The organism is Candidatus Halocynthiibacter alkanivorans (assembly GCF_003333265.1).
GTDB lineage: Bacteria > Pseudomonadota > Alphaproteobacteria > Rhodobacterales > Rhodobacteraceae > Halocyntiibacter_A > Halocyntiibacter_A alkanivorans.
In genome coordinates this window covers 93,608-112,634 of record NZ_QOLB01000077.1, presented here as the reverse complement: position 1 = coordinate 112,634, position 19,027 = coordinate 93,608, and the positions used below count along the sequence as shown (strand labels likewise).

Genomic DNA, 19,027 nt, shown 5'->3' with positions numbered 1-19,027 from the left:
CGGCACAGATAAAGCAGTGCGGTAATACTTCCCGTGAAGTATCTGATATTGATTTATTTAACTGGTTTGCTTTGTTTCTTTTAACCGGACGCGCAGCCAGGACTTAAAAAGCTCAACCTCGGGCTTCACCGGGCCGCGGCCAATCACATCGGTGATGTAATGCGCCTGTGGAAACGCAATCGGGGGGCCGGCGATCGCCACCGGACAACCGCGCCTCACGGCGCTTTGTGCAAAACGGGTCAAAAATGTTGCATAGCCACCATCGGCCGCGACCAGTTCAAAAGCGGCGGCGGTGGTATCAACCCAACAGCGGATATTGGCCTCTTTTATCTGCACCCCCCGCGCAGACAGATATCGCTCCCAATTGTCTTCATAGCCCAGAATATGGATCAGATTTCCACCAGGAAGATCCGCCGGCGATTTGATGTTCTCCGCTGCAGAACGCGCACAGACTGGCACAATGGTTTCCTCTGAAAGCTTTTCAATATTCATGCCGGGCCAGTCGCCGTAGCCCAGCCGCAGGTCGATATCCACATCTTCATCCGCAATTGAGTCCGCCCAGATCCGCGAAATGAGCCGGATGTTAATTGCCGGGTGTTTGTCGAGGAAATCCGGCAACAAGGGCGCGAGCCACAGGGTCACCGTGGAGATCGGCGCTTTGACCGTAATCGTGTGTTTGGTTGTGGATCCGAACAGGCCGGTGGTTGACATATTGATATCATCCAGCGCCCTGCGGACGGAGCCGACATAGGCTTCGCCCATTTCGCTCAGCGCCAGCCGGCGTGGCTGACGCAGGAACAGTTTGCAGCCCAGGCTCGCTTCGAGTGATTTGATATGAAGACTGACGGCGGTCTGGGTCAGCCCTAGTTCGCGGCCGGCTGCGGTGAAGTTAAGCAGGCGGGCAGCAGATTCAAATGTGCGCAGCCAGGTCAGATTTGGGAGACGATGTTTCATCGGGTTAGGCCATAATATTTTTGACCATTAAGCAATAGTTTTATCGTTTTTCTTTTCGAGCTCTACGCGCCAAACTTAGCAATTATCATACCGGAGGAAACACCGGCGGAGCAAAACGGACACGGGGGATAATCACATGAAAATCGGATTTATCGGGCTTGGCAATGTCGGCGCCAAACTGGCCGGATCAGTTTTACGCAATGGTTATGACTTGACTGTCCGTGATCTGGACCGCAAGGCCGCACAACCGTTTTTGGACAGGGGCGCAGAGTGGGCTGACAGCCCGAAAAAAATGGCTGAGGCCTGTGACATGATCATCACCTGCCTGCCGTCTCCAGCAGCATGTTCCGCGGTGATGGAAGCCGGAGACGGCCTGCTGACGGGCCTGTCTGCGGGCAAAATCTGGGCAGAAATGTCCACCACAGACGAAAGCGAGGTCCGCCGTATCGCAGCCAGGGTCCGCGCCACAGGGGCGGAGGCGATTGATTGCCCGGTCTCGGGCGGATGCCACCGCGCGGCCACCGGAAACATCTCAATTTTTGCGGGTTGTAACCGCGAAACGTTTGACCGCGCACTGCCAGTGCTCAAAGCCATGGGGCGACGCATCCTGCACACCGGCGACGTCGGCAGCGCATCGGTTCTGAAAGTTGTGACCAACTATCTGGCGACCGCCAATCTGGTGACGCTGAGTGAAGCCCTGGTGACCTCCAAGGCCGCCGGAATGGATCTGAACACCACATTTGAAGCCATCCGCATCTCGTCAGGCAATTCTTTTGTCCATGAAACCGAAAGCCAGGTGATCCTGAACGGGTCTCGCGACATTAATTTCACCATGGACCTTGTGGTCAAAGACATCACCCTGTTTCAGGAGGTGGCTGACCGTGCAGGTGTGCCGCTGGAAGTCTCGCCGGTGCTGAAATCTATCTTTGAAGATGGCGAAAAACGTTACGGGTCGCGTGAATTGTCTCCCAACATCATCCGCCGTCTGGAAGAAGCAACCAATCTCGACATTCTCGCCCCCGGGTTTCCGGATGAGATGCAGGATGATGAGGTCGAAGAGCCGGGCTATGAAGTCATACCGCCCGGTTCTGCCCACGCAGGCGCGGCCCGATAGCGGCCGTAACCGGAGCTGGAGATCCGTATGATAATCCCTTCAAAAGTGGCGCACTTGACCCGGATCATCCGTGCGCTGGCGAGGGCTCAACCGGTAGCCGGGTCTCAACTGGCGGAGCAGGTGGGCGGGGCCAGGGCTGTTGCCCGGTGCTTTCGTCATATGGCGCATGACGACGCCAGAAAATTTGTGACAAACGCCGGTCGGGTGCTCTTTTCGTGCGTACATCCATCTGACATGATCCACCGAACCAGGGGGCGACGCGGATGATCCGGCGCGCCACTTCAGGAACAACAGGGAAGTTGCTATGAAACTTCAATCCATTGAGACATTTGTTGTCGGCAACCCACCGCCGCGCCACGGCGGGCGCTATTTTATATTTGTGAAACTGCAGACGGCCTGCGGCATTACCGGCCTGGGTGAAATCTATGGCGCGACCTTCGGGGCGCATCTGATGGCGGAAATGGCCAAAGATACCTTCGCACGCTATTTTGCCGGAAATGATCCGCATCACATCGAGAAAATGTGGCGCATGACCTATGGCGGCGGTTTTACCCAGCGCCCTGACGTCACCGTCGCGGGCATTTTTAGTGGTCTGGAAATGGCGTGCTGGGATATCATTGGCAAAGCCGCTGACAAACCCGTTTATGAGCTGATGGGGGGTAAGGTTTCTGACCGCTTGCGCAGCTATACCTATCTCTATCCGGCCGAGGGCGATGTTTATCCCGACCCGACACGTCCCAATGTCTATAATGATCCCGACATGGCGGCCGAGGCTGCGTTGCAGGTGGTGGAACAGGGTTTCACCGCCGTCAAATTTGATCCGGCCGGACCCTACACGATTTTTGACGGACACCAGCCCCGGATGGAAGATCTGGACCGTTGCGAGCTGTTTTGCAAACGGATCCGCGAAGCCGTCGGCACGCGCGCTGATTTGCTCATCGGCACCCATGGTCAATTCACCGTCTCTGGTGCCAAGCGGCTGGCACGCCGGCTGGAAAAATACGATCCGCTCTGGTTTGAAGAGCCGGTGCCGCCGGAAAACCCAGCCGATATGGCGCAGGTTGCCAGCTTCACCTCGATTCCTGTCGCCACCGGGGAGCGGCTGTGCACCAAACACGAATTTGCCCGCGTCCTTGAAGCCGGTGCTGCGTCCATCCTTCAAATGAACCTGGGCCGGGTAGGGGGTCTGCTGGAAGCCAAAAAAATCGCCTCCATGGCGGAAACGCGGTCCGTACAGATCGCACCGCACCTTTATTGCGGACCCATTGTCGCCGCTGCGAATATTCAGATCGCAACCTGCAGTCCCAATTTCCTGATCCTTGAATCTATCGGAAAATTTGACGGGCCCTGGGGATCTTTTCTTAAAACGCAAATCCGGTGGGAGGACGGTTATGCCATTCCGCCGTCCGCGCCGGGGCTGGGCATTGAGCTTAATGAGGATGTGGTGCGTGCACACCCTTATACGGACGATGCACTGCACCTGGACATGTCGCACCAACATGTAACACCTTGAACCAAGCTGGTGACAAACGCGGGCGTCTGGAGAGCCGCTGAATTTTCAGCCGTGACAGTCGCCCGGTGATCTTGTCGACTGCAGGCAGGTGTCCCCTTCTGCGGTTCGTGCATCAGACGTCGGTTTTCTGTGCTGAAGTCTTTAAAACGGGGGCAGTTCTCTCGCTACGACGTCAAAATAAAATCGCATATCGCCGCCGGTCTCGCTGTGGTGATTTTTGATTACTGCACCTGACCGGGAACCAGTTCGGAAATCTCAGCAATAGCCGGAAGAGCGGGCAAAGAGGTCGTGCAATTCAGGTCAAAACTTCCGGATTCTTATTTCCGGTGCAGCCATGAGCGGTCATGTGCAGCTGATTGTTCACAGCTCCTGGTCGGTTTGCGTCGTGCTCAGCCATCGAAGCACCGAGTCTTGTTTGTTTTTCATGTGTTCCACCAACACTGCACTCAGGCTTTGACCGTCGCGGGCTTCCAGGGTCTTGATGATCTGTTCATGCTCGCTGACGGCATTTGCCCAACGTTCTTCGGACATGTTGGCAATATAGCGCGCCCGTTGCATACGCGCTGACAGGGTCTGACAGGATTTGGTCAGGGTGTCGTTTCTGGCGGCCAGAAGAATGGCGCGATGTATTTTCTGGTTGCTTTCGAAATACGCCGCAAGATCGCGCGCACGATAGCTTTGCAGCATATCCTCATGGAGCGCGCGCACCTCGCGGATTTCAGCATCAGTGATGTATTTGCAGGCCAGCTCGCCTGACAAGGCCTCCAGCACGCCGAGGATCGGAAAGACTTCTTTGACCTCGTTTGTCGTGACTGTGGTGACCCAGGCGCCCCGGTTGGGCTCCAGCCGCACCAGGCCTTCGGACGCCAACACTTTAAGCGCTTCACGCATTGGCGTGCGCGATACCTGAAACCTCTCGCACAGATCCTTTTCAGGCACTTTGCGTCCGGGCACCAGCTGGCTGTCAATGATCAGAGGCCGTATACGCTCCACCAGTTCCAGGTGAAGAGATTTTCTTTCGATCATATTCGCTTCGGTTTTTTCCATCATATCGCTTCAAAGGTCCTGCATCAGAGCCATTTCCAAAAGACGTGCCACGTGGATCGCTTCGCGCTCGGTAGTATCGCCGATCTGGTGCCGGCAAGATGTGCCGTCAGCGACGATTATTGCGTCTGCATTAGCGCCGCGGACAGCTGGCAGCAACTCAAGTTCGCCCATTTTCAGAGATGTTTCGTAAGTTTCGGCACCATAGCCAAAAGAACCCGCCATACCACAACAACTCGTTTCAATTTTCTCGACCACCGTATCCGGCAACAGATCCAGAACCTGTTCAATCGCCGGCATCACCCCCATCGCCTTTTGGTGGCAATGACCATGTAAAATCACTTTATTCGCCGGAGATTTCAAGGGGAGGTTAAAAGCTGGATTATCCTTCTGATCGGCGATGTATTCCTCAAACATACGCGCATGTCTGGCCAGTTGCTCGGTTTCTTTGCCCGGCAGCAGCGCCGGGATTTCATCGCGCAGTGTCAGCAGGCAGCTTGGTTCAAGCCCGATGATTGGCAAGCCTTGTTCCACATAGGGCATCAAAGCCTCCACCAGTCGCTGTGCCTCGGCCCTGGCCTCCTTGACCAGGCCCACAGACAGAAATGTGCGCCCGCAACACAAGGGGCGCCCGCCATCTGCGGGCTTTGCGATCTGCAGAGAGACCCCCGCCGTCTGCAAAACCCGGATCGCCGAGCGCAGGTTTTCTGGCTCAAAATAGCGGTTGAAGCTGTCTGCAAACAGCACGGCCTGCGGTGCAGAACTCTGGCGCAACTCCCGGTTTTTAAAAGGTTTAGCGCTCCATATCGGCAGATCCCGTTGCGCGGTGAACCCGGTGCCTTTTTCCAGCACCCGGGCCAGACCAGGGATCCGGTTGCGCAGGTTCATTAAAAACGGAACCCGGGAGGCAAAACTCGCATAACGCGGCAAATAACCGACCAGCCGGTCATGCAGGCCAATGCCATTTTTCTGTGCCCGTGCGGACAGAACCTCGATTTTCATGCGTGCCATGTCGACACCGGTCGGGCACTCATGTTTGCAGCCTTTGCACGACACACACAGTTTCATGGTTTCCGCCATGTCATCCGAGCTCAGTGCATCAACGCCTAACTGCCCGGATATGGCCAGACGCAACGTGTTGGCGCGCCCCCGGGTGAGATCTTTTTCTTTGCGCGTGACGCGAAATGAGGGGCACATAACGCCGCCCTTCAATTTGCGACAGGCGCCATTGTTGTTGCACATCTCAACCGCGCCCTGAAAACCTCCGCCGCCGCCGGTCCAGGCGGACCAGTCCAGTTCGGTTTTCATATCGGCAACAGCATAGTCCGGCCCATAGCGAAACAGCCGCCGGTCGTCCATTTTCGGGGGAGAGACGATTTTGCCGGGGTTAAAGAGGTCTTTTGGGTCAAAGTGTTGTTTTACCTCACCAAAACTGGCAACCATGCGGGCGCCAAACATTTTTCCGTGAAACTCTGAACGGACAATACCGTCGCCATGCTCCCCGGAATGGGACCCTTTGTAACGTGCCACCAGGTCAAAACACTCTTCGGCGATCGCCCGCATGGTTTTCACGTCCTGGTCCAGTTTGAGGTTCAGAACCGGGCGCACATGCAAACACCCCACCGAGGCATGTGCGTACCATGTGCCCCTGGTGCCATGTTTTTCAAAAATTTCGGTCAAACCAGAGGTGTATTCGGCCAGGTCCGGCAGTTCCACCGCGCAGTCTTCCACAAAGGACACCGGTTTTCCGGCGGCTTTCATCGACATCATGATATTGAGGCCGGACTTGCGAAGTTCCGCGATTTGATTTTGCAATACCGGGTCACTTACCGGGGTTACGCCGCCCCATTTGTCTCCAGTGGCGGACCATGAGTATCCCAGATCACCCATCATCTCATCCAGTTGGCGCAGTTTCAGAGCGTTTTGCGCCGCGTCTTCCTCCGCAAACTCAACCAGTAAAAGCGCCTGGGGATCGCCAGTCACGAAAGTCTCAATGGTCTTGCGAAACATCGGGATGTCCCGCGCCAGAGAAATCATGGTCGAATCCACCAGTTCAACGCCCAGCGGTTTCAGCGTGACAAGATGCTGTGCCGCCTCCATCGCCTGATAGAATGTGGGGAAATGACAAACGCCCATGACTTTGTCTGAGATCAAGGGCCAGAGTTTGAGTTCGATAGCGGTGGAGTAGGCCAGTGTGCCCTCAGATCCGACCAGCAAATGCGCCAGATTGTTGGGCGCCGCGTCAGGGACCAGCGCGTCAATATTATAGCCACCGACCCGGCGCATGACCTTGGGAAACCGCGCATCAATCTCGTCTTTTTCGCGCGCACCCAGCGCAAACAAGTCCTTGGACAATTGGCTGTACTGTTGGTTTTGATCCTTTTGCGCCAGGCCAAAGCGATGCTGGCTGCCATCCGCCAGAAACGCGTCAATCGACAGCACATTGTCACGCATCATCCCATAACGCAGCGAGCGGCCACCGCAGGAATTGTTGCCCGCCATGCCGCCTATGGTCGCGCGGGACGCTGTTGACACATCGACCGGAAACCAAAGCCCATGGGGCTTTAACGCCCGGTTCAAGTCGTCCAGCACAATACCCGGACGCACCAAACATCTTTTGCCTTCAACATCCAACTCCAGGATTTCGTTGAAATACTGGGTATTATCCAGAACCAGTGCGGTGTTCACTGTCTGGCCGCACTGGGAAGTCCCACCGCCACGCGCAAGGATCGAAACGCCTTGTTCACGCGCAATATCGATGGCGGCGCTGATGTCGTCTTCGGATTTCGGCGACAGTACTCCGAGTGGCATCATTTGGTAAATGGAAGCGTCGGTCGCATATCTGCCGCGTGAATACGGATCAAACAACAGGTCGCCCTGAACACGTTTGGAAAGGATTTGAGCAAGGTCTGACAATTTTTCGCCCTGTTGATGATGTATCGGAATTTTTTGTTGACTTAATTATGAATTCAAAATTACATCTCCACAATGGTAAAGTTCAGCTGGTCTCCTTCAGTGGCCGGCAGAGCGAAGAAATATAAAGACCAAGAGGATATTTTTATGAGACGTGCCGGACTTCATTTCCTGCAAATCCCGGGCCCGAGCGCGGTACCTGACCGCATATTAAAGGCGATATCGCGGCAGACCATCGACCACAGGGGACCCGATTTTGCAGAGGTTGGACTGCGGGCGCTGACTGGTCTGAAAACGATCTTTAAGACCAGCGAGCATGTGGTGATTTATCCTGCGTCAGGAACCGGCGCCTGGGAAGCGGCTCTGGTGAACGTATTGTCCCCGGGCGACCGTGTCCTGATGTCTGAGACCGGCCATTTTGCCACCCTGTGGAAAACGATTGCGGAGAAACTCGGGCTCAAGGCAGAGTTTATTGCCGGTGACTGGCGCGGCGGTGCTGATCCCGACCTGATTGAGGCCCGTCTGTCTGAAGACACCGAGCACAAGATCAAAGCCGTCTGTGTTGTCCACAACGAAACCTCGACAGGGTCAGTGTCACCGATCGCCGCGGTCCGCAAAGCAATCGACGCTGCCAATCACCCGGCGCTGCTCATGGTCGATACAATTTCTGGCCTGGCATCGCTGGATTACCGCCATGACGAATGGGGGGTGGATGTAACCATTTCCGGCTCGCAAAAGGGGCTGATGCTGCCACCGGGCCTGTCGTTTAACGCCATCAGTGCCAAAGCAATGGCGGCGAACAAGTCCGCGAAACTGCAAAGGTCCTATTGGGACTGGGCGGATATGGTCGGCCCCAATGAAAAGGGCTATTTTCCCTATACGCCAAGCACAAACCTACTTTATGGCCTGAACGAAGCCGTGGATATGCTGCACGAAGAAGGGCTCGGAAACGTCTTTGCACGCCATGCGCGCCACGGCAAAGCCACCCGCGCCGCCGTGCGGGCCTGGGGGTTGGATGTGCTCTGCGCAAAACAGGGCCAGGAAAGCGGTGTGTTGACCGCCGTGGTCATGCCTGAGGGCCACAGCGCCGACAACTTCCGGTCTGTGACATTGCAGCATTTTAACATTTCACTGGGCAACGGGTTGTCAAAAGTTGCCGACAAAGTCTTTCGCATCGGCCATTTGGGCGACTTCAATGACCTGATGCTGCTGGCCACTCTGGCCGGCGTCGAAATGGGCCTGAAAAGGGCCAATATCCCCCACAACGCTGGGGGCGTGAGCGCAGCCATGGAACTGCTTCACCAGGTAGATCAGTCGCAGGTTCAGGCAGAGTGAGGCGTATTTAACAAAGTAAATCCACTGGGAGGAAATAAGCATGAAATTTATAAAAACACTGCTCACCGCGACCGCATTGGCAGGGCTTGCCAGCGGCGCCTATGCCGGGTCCGATCTGAAACTGAAATTTGGCCATGTGGGCGCGCCAGGTTCCTTGTTCGAAGCAAGCGTGGACTATTTTGCCCAATGCGCCAACGCGTCGCTTGAGGGCCAGGTGGATGTTCAGACCTTTGGATCCTCGCAGCTTGGCAAGGACAAAGAACTGCTGCAGAAGCTCAAACTGGGCCAGGTCGACTTTGCGCTGCCATCGTCAGTAATGTCGTCAGTCGACGATGTTTTTGGCATTTTTGAAATGCCCTATATCATCTCGGACCGCGACCATATGCGCCGGGTGCAGGGCGCGTTGATGCCTGAGTTTCAGGCCGCCGCCGAAGCGAAGGGCTATTTCATTCTGGGCCTGGCTGAAAACGGGTTCCGCAATATCACCAACAATACCCGGCCCATCAACGTGCCGGCCGATTTGCAGGGGATTAAACTGCGCACACCGAACGGGGTATGGCGCCTGAAAATGTTCCAGGAATACGGTGCGAACCCGACACCAATGGCGTTCTCGGACGTGTTCACAGCTTTGCAGACCGGTGTGATTGATGGTCAGGAGAATCCTTATGCGCAAATCGCATCGGCGAAATTCCAGGAAGTGCAGACCTATCTTTCGATCACCCGGCATGTCTACACACCTGCCTATATTCTTGCGTCCAAAAAGTATTTTTCCAAGCTGCCAGCGGACGTTCAGGCGGGTTTGATCGACTGCGCGGGGGAAACTCAGGACTTCACATACGAGAAAGCGGCCCAGCTTGAAGAGGAGTTGCTGGACGTGATCAAAGCGGCGGGTGTCCAGGTGAATGAGGCGGATAAAGCGGCCTTCATTGAGGCCTCTGCGCCGATTTACAAAGCCTTTGCGGACGAAGTTGAAGGCGGTCAGGAAATGATCGACCTTGTGCTCGGTCTGGCCGACGCCAGCTGAATTACTTTGGGTGGCAAGTCGCACTTGCCACCCGATTTTACCGCCCTTTGACCTGATTTCGACGCGTTGGGTTCAAACGGAATTTTCAGATATTTGATACAACATCTTCGAAAAGACAGGCCCAACATGGAACGACACTCAATGTCCTTGCTGCCCCGTATAGTCGGTGTGCTGGGTAAGATCCTCGAATGGATAACCATATCACTTATGGTGCTTTTGACCCTGACCGTAACGCTCGCCGTCATTGCGCGGCTCATGGGGCAAAGTTTTTCCTGGTATGATGAGGTGGCGGCAATCATGCTGGCCTGGATTACCTATTACGGCTCTGCACTTGCGGCCCTGAACCGCCGCCATATTGGCTTTGACACGGTGATGCTGGCACTGCCGGTTAAGTACCGCATGGCGGCATTGCTTTTGGGCGAAGCCATTGTACTGGTCTTTTTTATCCTGATGGCCCGCGCCGGATTTCAGGTGCTTGAAGTGCTGGCCGGTGACCGGCTTATTTCGCTGACCTGGGTGCCGGTTCAGCTGACCCAATCCGTCATTCCCATCGGCGCTTTGCTTTTTATTCTGTGTCAGATCCTCAGCCTGCCTGACTACTGGAAGATGTCCCGTGCCGGGATATCGCTGGAACATGCTGAAATTGAAGAAGAAGTCGAAGCCGAGCTTGAAAAAAACAAGGATCTTGTCTGATGCTTATGGCTGCTATTTTCGTCGCGCTTCTGCTGATGATCTCTATTAATGTTCCAATTGCAGTGGCGCTGGCAATGGCTGGTGTAATCGGCCTGCTGGCGACCGAAGGCACCGACAGTCTGGTGACCATTGCGCTGGATATGTACGACGGATCCACCAAGTTCTCACTCATCGCAATTCCGATGTTTGTGCTGGCTGGCGCCATTATGAACGCCGGTGGCATCACTGACCGGCTGATCAATTTCGTGACCTCTCTGATTGGCTTCATTCGTGGTGGTCTGGCGATGGTCAACATCGGTGTTTCGTTGTTTTTTGCCGAGATATCCGGTTCTGCCGTGGCCGATGTCGCTGCCATGGGCTCGATCCTGATCCCACAGATGAAAAAGCGCGGTTACAGCAAAGAGTTTTCCGCCGCAGTGACGTCATCGTCCGCCTCTCTGGCCATCATTATCCCGCCCTCCATTCCGATGATCCTCTATGCGGCCTCGGCCAACACCTCGGTTGAGCAACTGTTTGTCGCCGGGGTGGTGCCGGGTCTCATGGGGGCAGGCGGTCTCATGGGCGTCGCTTATTTCTTTGCGCGACGTTATAATTTTCCGACTGAAGACGCGTTCAATATCCCGCGGATACGCGAGACCTTTGTGGATGCGCTGCCGGCTTTTACCCTGCCGGTGATCATCCTGGGCGGAATATTCGGCGGGTTTGTGACCGCCACCGAAGCCGCAGGGCTTGCCGTTCTGGCCGCTGTTGTTGTCTCCGCCTGGTATCGCAACATCAACTGGAAGCACCTGAGAACAGCGATGCTGGACGGCGGCATGCAAACAGCGGTGGTGATGTTGCTGGTTGCGGCATCTGTTCTCATGGGTGGGTTTCTGACCCGGGCCCAGATCCCGCAGCAACTGGCCGAAAGCATTCTTTCGATCACGACGCAGCAATGGGCAATCCTTCTGATCCTGAATTTCTTCTTTCTGATCATTGGATTTTTCCTGCATTCCGCCGCCGCTATTATTCTGGTGATCCCGATTGTAATCCCACTGATCAACGCTGCAGGCATCGACCCGGTGCATTTTGGTCTGGTTGTCACGCTGAACCTTGCCATCGGGCAGCAGACGCCCCCTGTGGCCTCTGTTCTGATCACGGCTTGTTCGGTGGCACGCGCCAATATCTGGGAAGTCTCCAAGGTCAATATATGGTTTGTCGGCGTGCTTCTGTTTGTGTTGATGATCTCTACCTATGTGCCTGCAGTGCCGATGTTCCTGGTGGAGTATTTTTACCGATGACAGGCAACTTAGGCGACTTAAACAGTGAAATGCGAAACGGGATACTCTGGATCACATTTGAACGTCCGGAGGCCCGGAATGCGCTGACATTTGAGATGTATAACGCGCTTGCGGAACTCTGTAGCGGAGTGAAAACCGACGGATCAGTGAAGGCTGTTGTTATCTCAGGCGCGGGCGGCAAAGCGTTTGCGGCAGGCACCGACATGACGCAGTTTCGCGGGTTTAAAACCGCGCAGGACGCGCTGGAGTATGAGGCGCAGATTGACCATGTTCTTGACGCGGTGGAGCGCTGTCCGCTGCCCACCATTGCAGCGATCAATGGCGCTTGTACCGGTGGCGGCGCGTCAATCGCGGCCGCCTGTGATCTGCGTATCGCTTCAGTCAGTCTGAAATTCGGCTTTCCAATCGCCCGGACCCTGGGAAATTGCCTGGCAGCCGGCAATCTCGCCCGTCTGTCGGAGCTGATCGGGGCAGGGCGGGTGCGCGAAATGATTTTTACTGCCCGGCTTATTGGCGCGGATGAAGCGCTGGCCACGGGTCTGGTCAGTGAAGTGCTGACTGATGAGCCGGCTCTGTTGTCCCGCGCCGCAGAACTGGCCGCCCATGTTGGCGCCATGGCGCCTTTGACCCTGCGCGCAACAAAAGAGGCCATGCGCCGCAACCGGGCGGCGCTTAAGGTCGAATATGCGGATCTGATAACCTCTTGTTGCATGAGCGCAGACTTCCGCATCGGCATGGAGGCTTTTCTGGCCAAAACGCAACCGGAGTGGACCGGAAAATGAGATTTTTGTCCGGTGACTTGTCGCACATGCGTGTCATCCGAACCCCCTGAAGGAGGAGCACCCTTGGAACTGGATTTACAGACGGCGCAGAGCATCATTTCGCAGGCCCTGGCCTGGCGCAAGAAAACGGCTATGAAACCACTGACTGTGGCCGTGCTGGACAAGGGCGGGTTTTTGATAGCGCTTGCTCGCGAAGACGGTGTCAGCAATTTGCGCCCGGAAATTGCCCAGGGAAAAGCACGCGGGGCCATCGGCATGGGCCTGGGCTCACGCGCGCTTTTCAACCGGGCGCAAACGGAACCTGGTTTCATTCAGGCAATGAACAGCATCGCAGCCGGGTCGCTGGTGCCGGCCCCTGGCGGCGTTCTGGTCAAATCAGGAGGCAAGATCATTGGGGCTGTCGGGATCACCGGTGACACCTCTGACAATGACGAAGCTTGTGCAGTAGCTGCTATTGAAGCGCTCGGTTTCACCGCCGATGGCGGTTGATTTCAGCGACCGGAAATAACCTGTTTGGTCGCGAAAGTGCCCAGGCGGGCTGAAGGCTCTTCAGCCCGGGTCCGGAGTGCGCAGGCCTGAACTTAGAAGCGCACAGGACAGGGCGCAATTTATCAAATTACTTTACGTGACACCCATACAAACGTTTTTAAGCAGATCTCTTATTTGGCAGAAAAGAGTCAATTGTGAAAAAAACAGACCCATATTCCATCGATTTTGCTGCCTTGCGTACTTTACGGGCCGTATATGAGTGCCGTTCTTTTTCATTAGCGGCCGAGCGACTTGATCTTGGCCAGTCGACCATCAGCTATACCATTGACCGCCTGCGCACCGTGTTTGGCGATCCGTTATTTGTGCGTCAGGGCAGCGGCATCGTGGCCACTGACCGCTGTATTTCGATTGTCGGCGCAGCGGGTGGGATGCTTGAGGAGTTTACCGGGTTAATTGAGCCGCCCGTCTTTGACCCAGCCACCTCAACTGCCAGCGTCAGCATTGCCAGCAATTACTATGAACGTGCGACCTTATTGCCATTGTTGCTCAAAACTCTGCGCCAGAAAGCTCCTGGCATTCATCTCAATATGGTGCAGTCCCTGACCGAGGGGGAACAAAGTCTCAGACGCGGCGACAGCGACATATTGCTGAGTCCGATGACCATCAAGGAGAGTGGTTTTTTCAAACGAAGCCTGTTCACCGACCACTATGTCTGCATCATGTGCAAGCAAAATCCTTTGGCAAGCCAGACCATGACTGAACAGCGTTATGTTAATGCCAATCACGCGCTGGTGACTTACGGTGACAACTGGCGGTCTTTCTATCTTGTTGAATTAGAAGGAAAAGGTCTGGAATTGAACAGATCGATAAGCATACCAAGCCCTGCAGATATCGGTATGTTGCTGGCCGGAACGGATATGATTTCGACCGTTCCAAGCAGAATTGCTGACAAATTGAGTGGCGATATTATCAGTGTGGCATGTCCGTTCCCGGCCCCGTTTAACCTGGATATGTACTGGACATCACGCACACATGAGTCGGCCATGTTGGTGTGGTTGCGCAAGCAGATTGCCCGCAATGCAGCGGAGCTGGCGAGTCAGCAACAAATCAGCATCTAAATTCCAGATCGTCATTATCAGTTTCGTCGAGTTGATCGATGTTGTCCGCCTGAGTTAGGTTTTCAGCACGGATGTTGGGGAGGACCGTCCAGGGCAGCTGATCAATATTCAGCAGTGAAATATTACCAATTATTAATATTCGGATTTTTGAGGACCTGGGGGCTCACGCTGATCTGAGGGGGAACTTTTGACGGGACTGAAAATCCCCCGCCATCGGGACCATAAACCTCTGACACCCAAGACATAATGTCTGTTAATTCCATGGGAGGAACACATGACAATACCTTTGAACCGCAGAAATTTCTTGCGCGGCAGCGCGGCGATTGGCGCCGCTTCTCTGGCAACACCAGCGCTTGCGGCAAATCACACCACAACATAGAAAATGCAGGCGGCCTGGGGCGGCGGTATTTTCCTTGAAAACGCCCAGTCCTATGTGGACCGCGTTCACGCTATGGCCGGCAATGCGCTTAAGATCGATCTGTTGAGCGTCGACTCTGTTGTCAAGACATCCCAGATGCAGGACGCGGTTCACCGCGGTGTTCTGGATGCGGCCCATTACGTGCCGGCCTACTGGTACTCCAAATCCAAGGCCGCTTCGCTGTTTGGCACCGGACCTTGTTATGGCTGGTCCTCGCAGGAAGTTCTGGGCTGGGTCAACTACGGCGGTGGCCAGGAGTTGTTTGACGAATTGATGGCCACCCTGGGCCTGAATGTTGTGTCCTTTTTCAACTCACCGATGCCGGCGCAGCCGCTTGGCTGGTTCAAAGAGCAAATCAAGGACGTGTCCCAGTTGAAAGGTCTGAAATACCGGACCGTTGGTCTGGCTGCAGACGTTCTTCTGGAAATGGGCATGTCAGTTGTGCAACTTCCCGGCGGTGAGATTCAGCCAGCAATGAAGTCCGGTCTGATCGATGCAGCCGAGTTCAACAACCCGACTTCGGACCGTGACTTTGGGATGCAGGATGTGTCCAAGGACTATCATCTTGCTTCGTTCCACCAGTCGCAGGAATTCTTCGAGATCACCTTCAACAAGAAGAAATACGAGGCTCTGCCGGAGGAACTTCAGGCGATTCTGAAATTCGCCTCAGAGGCCGAGAATTCCAACTTCTACTGGAACAATACCAAACGGTACGCCGATGATCTGACCACCCTGCGCGATGAACAGGGCGTCAGAGTTCACCGGACACCGGACAATGTCATGACGGCCCAGCTTTTCGCCTGGGATGTGGTGGTTGACCGCATTTCCGCAGAGGACGATTTCTTTGCCCGCGTGATCGAAAGCCAGAAGGTCTATGCCAAGAATGTCATGGGCTATCTGAACCTGAACCAGCCGGATTACAAGCTGGCTTACAACCACTATTTCGGTTGATCCGGGACAACGACTGAGCAGGCGTGAGGGCCCATCTGTGTGGGCCCTCATCTATGTGACACCAGCAACGAAACGGAGCAGACGTGACAAAATTCGTACATGCAATCGAAGGGCTGAGCCTGTGGGTGGGACGTGCCTTTGGCTGGTGTATCCTGATCCTGACCCTGTCGGTCGCCTATGAAGTGTTCGTGCGCTACGTGTTAAATTCGCCGACGGTCTGGGCCTTTGACATGATGGTGCAGATGTATGGCGCCCTGTTTCTGATGGCGGGCCCTTATGCCCTGGCCCAGGACACTCATGTGCGCGGCGACGTGCTGTACCGGCTGTTTTCAGTCCGTTGGCAGGCGCGGGTGGATTTCACCCTCTATCTGCTCTTCTTCTTTCCCGGCATGATGGCTCTGTTTTGGTACGGCTGGGAAATCGCCTCTGACAGCTGGCGTTATAAAGAAGTGAGCTGGAACAGCCCGGCGCGGATCCAGATCTATTTCTTTAAAACCCTGATCCCGCTGGCGGGTGCTCTGATGTTGCTTCAGGGCCTGGCCGAGTTGATACGGTGTTGGAAAGCGATGCGGACCGGGGTCTGGCTGGAGCGTCTTGATGACGTGAAAGAGACCGAAGACCTGTTGATGGAATAGCACCAGCCCGCCCGCAAAACCGGCGGACGACGGACCAAAGCGCTCTCAGAAAGAAATTAATATGACAAACCCTGAAGTCGCCATTTTTATGCTTGGCTTGTTTATCGTGCTGGTAATGCTTGGCTTTCCCATCGCTTTTACCCTGATCGCCATGGGCGTAGGGTTTGGGTATTACGCTTATTATCAGGGCGGTATCGAGACCTTCTCTGATCTCTTCAGCAACAACATATTCTATCTCCTGAACCAGAATACTTATTCGGTGATGGAAAATGATACGCTCGTCGCGATCCCGCTGTTCCTGTTCATGGGCTACGTGGTCGAGCGCGCCAATATCGTAAACCGGCTGTTTTATTCACTTTACATGGCGGCGCGCAATTTACCGGGATCGCTGGCCATTGCGGCTTTGCTGACCTGTGCGGTGTTTTCTACGGCTTCGGGCATAGTCGGCGCGGTGGTGACACTGATGGGGCTGCTGGCCTATCCGGCGATGGCAAGCGCCAATTATAACCGCAGTTTTGCCTCAGGCGTTATCTGTGCCGGCGGCACACTGGGGATTCTGATCCCGCCTTCAATCATGCTGATCGTTTATTCCGCGATCGGCAACCTGTCGCCCCTGCGGCTCTATGCGGCGGCGGTGTTTCCGGGGATGTTGCTGGCATCGCTGTATATCGTCTACGTGATCGTGCGGGTGTTGATAACGCCGTCACTGGCGCCCAAGCCAAACCTGGAAGACATACCACCAGCCAAAAAGATCTACCTCGACCTTCTGGTCTCTTTTGTGCCGTTGACCGTTCTTATTGCGCTGGTGCTGGGATCCATTCTAGGCGGCCTGGCCACCCCGGCCGAAGCGGCAGCGATGGGGGCCATGGGCGGCATGGTTCTGGCGGTGATCTACCGATCATTTTCTTGGACCAAACTTAAGGAAAGCGTGTTCCTGACTGCCAAGGCCACGGCGATGGTGTGCTGGCTGTTTGTCGGCTCCTGGACCTTCGCCTCTGTGTTCTCTTATCTGGGTGGTGAATCGCTGATCTCGGAGTGGGTTATTGGCATGGATCTGGAACCCTGGCAGTTTCTGGTCCTGGCGCAGCTGATCATCTTCTTCCTGGGCTGGCCGCTGGAATGGTCGGAAATCCTGATCATCTTCGTGCCGATTTTCCTGCCGCTGCTGGAACCGTTCGGCGTCAACCCCTACTTCTTTGCCATGTTGGTGGCGCTGAACCTGCAAACCTCTTTTCTGACACCTCCGATGGCGATGTCGGCCTATTACCTGAAAGGGGTGTTGAAGAAGCAGATCGAACTGGTAGAGATTTTCAGGGGGATCATGCCCTACCTGGGGATTGTGATCCTGACCATGGTATTGATGTATCAGTTCCCGGGCATCGCCCTGTGGTTGCCTGACTACCTGTTCGGAGTATACGTGCCATGAAGAACGCGCCTCATCTTTTGTCCGCCACTGACGCGGCCCGTGAAATTCGTGAAGGGCGGTTAAGTTCTGTCGATCTGGTGGGCGCTTGCCTCGCGCAGATCGACAAGACCGAGCCCGGGCTGGGTGCCTGGGCCTGGCTGGACCGCGAAGGCGCGCTCGCGCAGGCGGCCCGGATGGACGATATCCGCCGCTCAGGCCGTGCCATCGGCGCTTTGCACGGGGTGCCTGTGGGGTTGAAAGACATCATCGACACAAGAAACATGCCCACCCAGCGTGGCACGCCAATTTTTGCCGGCCGCCAGCCCGCGGCAGATGCGGCAATTGTTGAGCGCCTGGTCGAAGCAGGTGCGGTGATGCTTGGCAAGACGGTCACCACTGAACTGGCATTTCTTCACCCCAGCGAGACCCGCAATCCGCACAATGCCGATCACAGCCCCGGCGGCTCCTCCAGTGGCTCGGCGGCGGCGGTGGCCGCGCATCAGGTGCCGCTGGCAATTGGTACCCAGACCAACGGGTCGGTGATCCGGCCGGCTTCCTTCTGCGGCGTCTACGGGTTTAAACCAAGCCGCGGCATGATCTCGCGGCGGGGCATATTGCAAACCTCCGTGTCGCTGGACCAGGTCGGCTGTTTTGCCCGCAGCCTGGAAGATGCAGCGCTGCTGTCTGACGTGATCAGCGGCTATGACCCGACTGACCCGCTCTGCTTTGCCCGGCCACGCCCCTCCGCACATGACGGCTGCGGCCAGCAAGTGCCAGTCGAGCCCGATTTCGCCTGGTTCAATCTGCCGTTCAACGACCGGCTGACAGAAGCAACACAAGAGGGGCTCTCTGCCGTCAAGGAAACTCTGGGCACACATCTGCTGCGCCTGGACCCGGCGGCGCAACTGGCGGATCTGGTGGCGGTGCAGGGGACCATCCACGAATTTGAAATCTGTCAGCATCTCGCTGCGACATTTGACGCCCATTGGGATCAGATCAGCCCCACGCTGCAGCCCATCGTCACCCGTGGCCGTCAGATCAGCCAGGCGCAATACGAGGACGCAATGGCGGTCAAAACTTCGGCGGAGGCCTTTTTTGCCGAATTTTTCCAGGAATTTGATGCAATTATTGCCCCGGCCGCCGCTGGGGAGGCACCGCTGTTTGGCACCGGCACCGGTGATCCGATATTCTGCACCTTGTGGACGCTGGCCGGTCTGCCCAGCGTCACCATTCCGCTTCTGGTTGGCGAAACCGGGCTGCCGGTCGGGGTGCAGCTGATCGGGCCCGCTGAGCGCGATGATCAGCTGATGCGCACTGCCGCATGGTTTCAAACACATGTTGCGGCTGCGGCCGCCTGAA

The 19,027-nt window shown here is 55.8% G+C and carries 17 protein-coding genes; 14 read left to right on the top strand and 3 right to left on the bottom strand.

Annotation, left to right across the window (positions count from 1 at the left end):
- Positions 1-57: 57 nt before the first annotated feature.
- Positions 58-954, bottom strand: coding sequence for a LysR substrate-binding domain-containing protein (locus tag DWA01_RS08505; RefSeq protein WP_114285411.1), 897 nt, complete (start codon positions 952-954; stop codon positions 58-60).
- Positions 955-1,090: 136 nt separating this feature from the next.
- Between DWA01_RS08505 and DWA01_RS08500 the strand changes: the two genes are divergently transcribed.
- Positions 1,091-2,068: an NAD(P)-dependent oxidoreductase gene (locus DWA01_RS08500; protein WP_114285410.1), complete on the top strand. Its 978-nt coding sequence runs from the start codon at positions 1,091-1,093 to the stop codon at positions 2,066-2,068.
- 304 nt (positions 2,069-2,372) lie between these two features.
- Positions 2,373-3,581 (top strand): mandelate racemase/muconate lactonizing enzyme family protein, encoded by a 1,209-nt coding sequence (locus DWA01_RS08495; RefSeq protein ID WP_114285409.1) that lies wholly within the window; start codon positions 2,373-2,375, stop codon positions 3,579-3,581.
- A gap of 360 nt (positions 3,582-3,941) precedes the next feature.
- On the opposite strand, the gene DWA01_RS08490 is transcribed toward DWA01_RS08495, so the two are convergent.
- Both DWA01_RS08490 and DWA01_RS08485 read right to left on the bottom strand, forming a co-directional pair.
- Complete coding sequence (locus DWA01_RS08490; protein ID WP_114285408.1) at positions 3,942-4,631, bottom strand: GntR family transcriptional regulator; 690 nt, start codon at positions 4,629-4,631, stop codon at positions 3,942-3,944.
- Positions 4,632-4,637: 6 nt separating this feature from the next.
- Positions 4,638-7,541, bottom strand: a complete 2,904-nt coding sequence (locus DWA01_RS08485) for an FAD-binding and (Fe-S)-binding domain-containing protein (RefSeq protein WP_235008478.1) — start codon at positions 7,539-7,541, stop codon at positions 4,638-4,640.
- A 144-nt stretch (positions 7,542-7,685) separates the two neighbouring features.
- Here DWA01_RS08485 and DWA01_RS08480 point away from each other — a divergent pair, with 144 nt between their 5' ends.
- The 12 genes from DWA01_RS08480 to DWA01_RS08430 all read left to right on the top strand — a co-directional run bounded on the left by DWA01_RS08480 (position 7,686) and on the right by DWA01_RS08430 (position 19,026).
- The gene (locus tag DWA01_RS08480; protein WP_114285429.1) at positions 7,686-8,873 is read left to right on the top strand and encodes a pyridoxal-phosphate-dependent aminotransferase family protein; all 1,188 of its coding nucleotides are present in this window, start codon (positions 7,686-7,688) and stop codon (positions 8,871-8,873) included.
- Positions 8,874-8,913: 40 nt separating this feature from the next.
- Positions 8,914-9,897, top strand: coding sequence for a TRAP transporter substrate-binding protein (locus tag DWA01_RS08475; RefSeq protein ID WP_114285407.1), 984 nt, complete (start codon positions 8,914-8,916; stop codon positions 9,895-9,897).
- A gap of 126 nt (positions 9,898-10,023) precedes the next feature.
- Positions 10,024-10,590, top strand: coding sequence for a TRAP transporter small permease (locus DWA01_RS08470; protein WP_235008477.1), 567 nt, complete (start codon positions 10,024-10,026; stop codon positions 10,588-10,590).
- The gene (locus DWA01_RS08465) at positions 10,590-11,870 is read left to right on the top strand and encodes a TRAP transporter large permease (RefSeq protein ID WP_114285405.1); all 1,281 of its coding nucleotides are present in this window, start codon (positions 10,590-10,592) and stop codon (positions 11,868-11,870) included. Before DWA01_RS08470 ends, DWA01_RS08465 begins: the two co-directional genes overlap by 1 nt.
- On the top strand, positions 11,867-12,652 hold the full coding sequence (locus DWA01_RS08460; protein ID WP_114285404.1) for an enoyl-CoA hydratase/isomerase family protein: 786 nt from the start codon (positions 11,867-11,869) through the stop codon (positions 12,650-12,652). The genes DWA01_RS08465 and DWA01_RS08460 overlap by 4 nt, the downstream gene beginning before the upstream one ends.
- A 63-nt stretch (positions 12,653-12,715) precedes the next feature.
- Positions 12,716-13,141: a GlcG/HbpS family heme-binding protein gene (locus DWA01_RS08455; protein ID WP_114285403.1), complete on the top strand. Its 426-nt coding sequence runs from the start codon at positions 12,716-12,718 to the stop codon at positions 13,139-13,141.
- Between the two features lie 194 nt (positions 13,142-13,335).
- Positions 13,336-14,259 carry a LysR family transcriptional regulator gene (locus DWA01_RS08450; protein WP_114285402.1) on the top strand — a complete coding sequence of 308 codons (924 nt, stop codon included), beginning with the start codon at positions 13,336-13,338 and terminating at the stop codon, positions 14,257-14,259.
- Positions 14,260-14,533: 274 nt separating this feature from the next.
- Positions 14,534-14,638: a twin-arginine translocation signal domain-containing protein gene (locus tag DWA01_RS23495; RefSeq protein ID WP_235008476.1), complete on the top strand. Its 105-nt coding sequence runs from the start codon at positions 14,534-14,536 to the stop codon at positions 14,636-14,638.
- Between the two features lie 3 nt (positions 14,639-14,641).
- On the top strand, positions 14,642-15,628 hold the full coding sequence (locus tag DWA01_RS08445) for a TRAP transporter substrate-binding protein (protein ID WP_235008475.1): 987 nt from the start codon (positions 14,642-14,644) through the stop codon (positions 15,626-15,628).
- A gap of 83 nt (positions 15,629-15,711) precedes the next feature.
- Positions 15,712-16,263, top strand: a complete 552-nt coding sequence (locus DWA01_RS08440; RefSeq protein ID WP_114285401.1) for a TRAP transporter small permease subunit — start codon at positions 15,712-15,714, stop codon at positions 16,261-16,263.
- Between the two features lie 61 nt (positions 16,264-16,324).
- Complete coding sequence (locus DWA01_RS08435) at positions 16,325-17,689, top strand: TRAP transporter large permease (protein WP_114285400.1); 1,365 nt, start codon at positions 16,325-16,327, stop codon at positions 17,687-17,689.
- Positions 17,686-19,026: an amidase gene (locus DWA01_RS08430; RefSeq protein ID WP_114285399.1), complete on the top strand. Its 1,341-nt coding sequence runs from the start codon at positions 17,686-17,688 to the stop codon at positions 19,024-19,026. Before DWA01_RS08435 ends, DWA01_RS08430 begins: the two co-directional genes overlap by 4 nt.
- The last annotated feature ends 1 nt before the right edge of the window (position 19,027 follow it).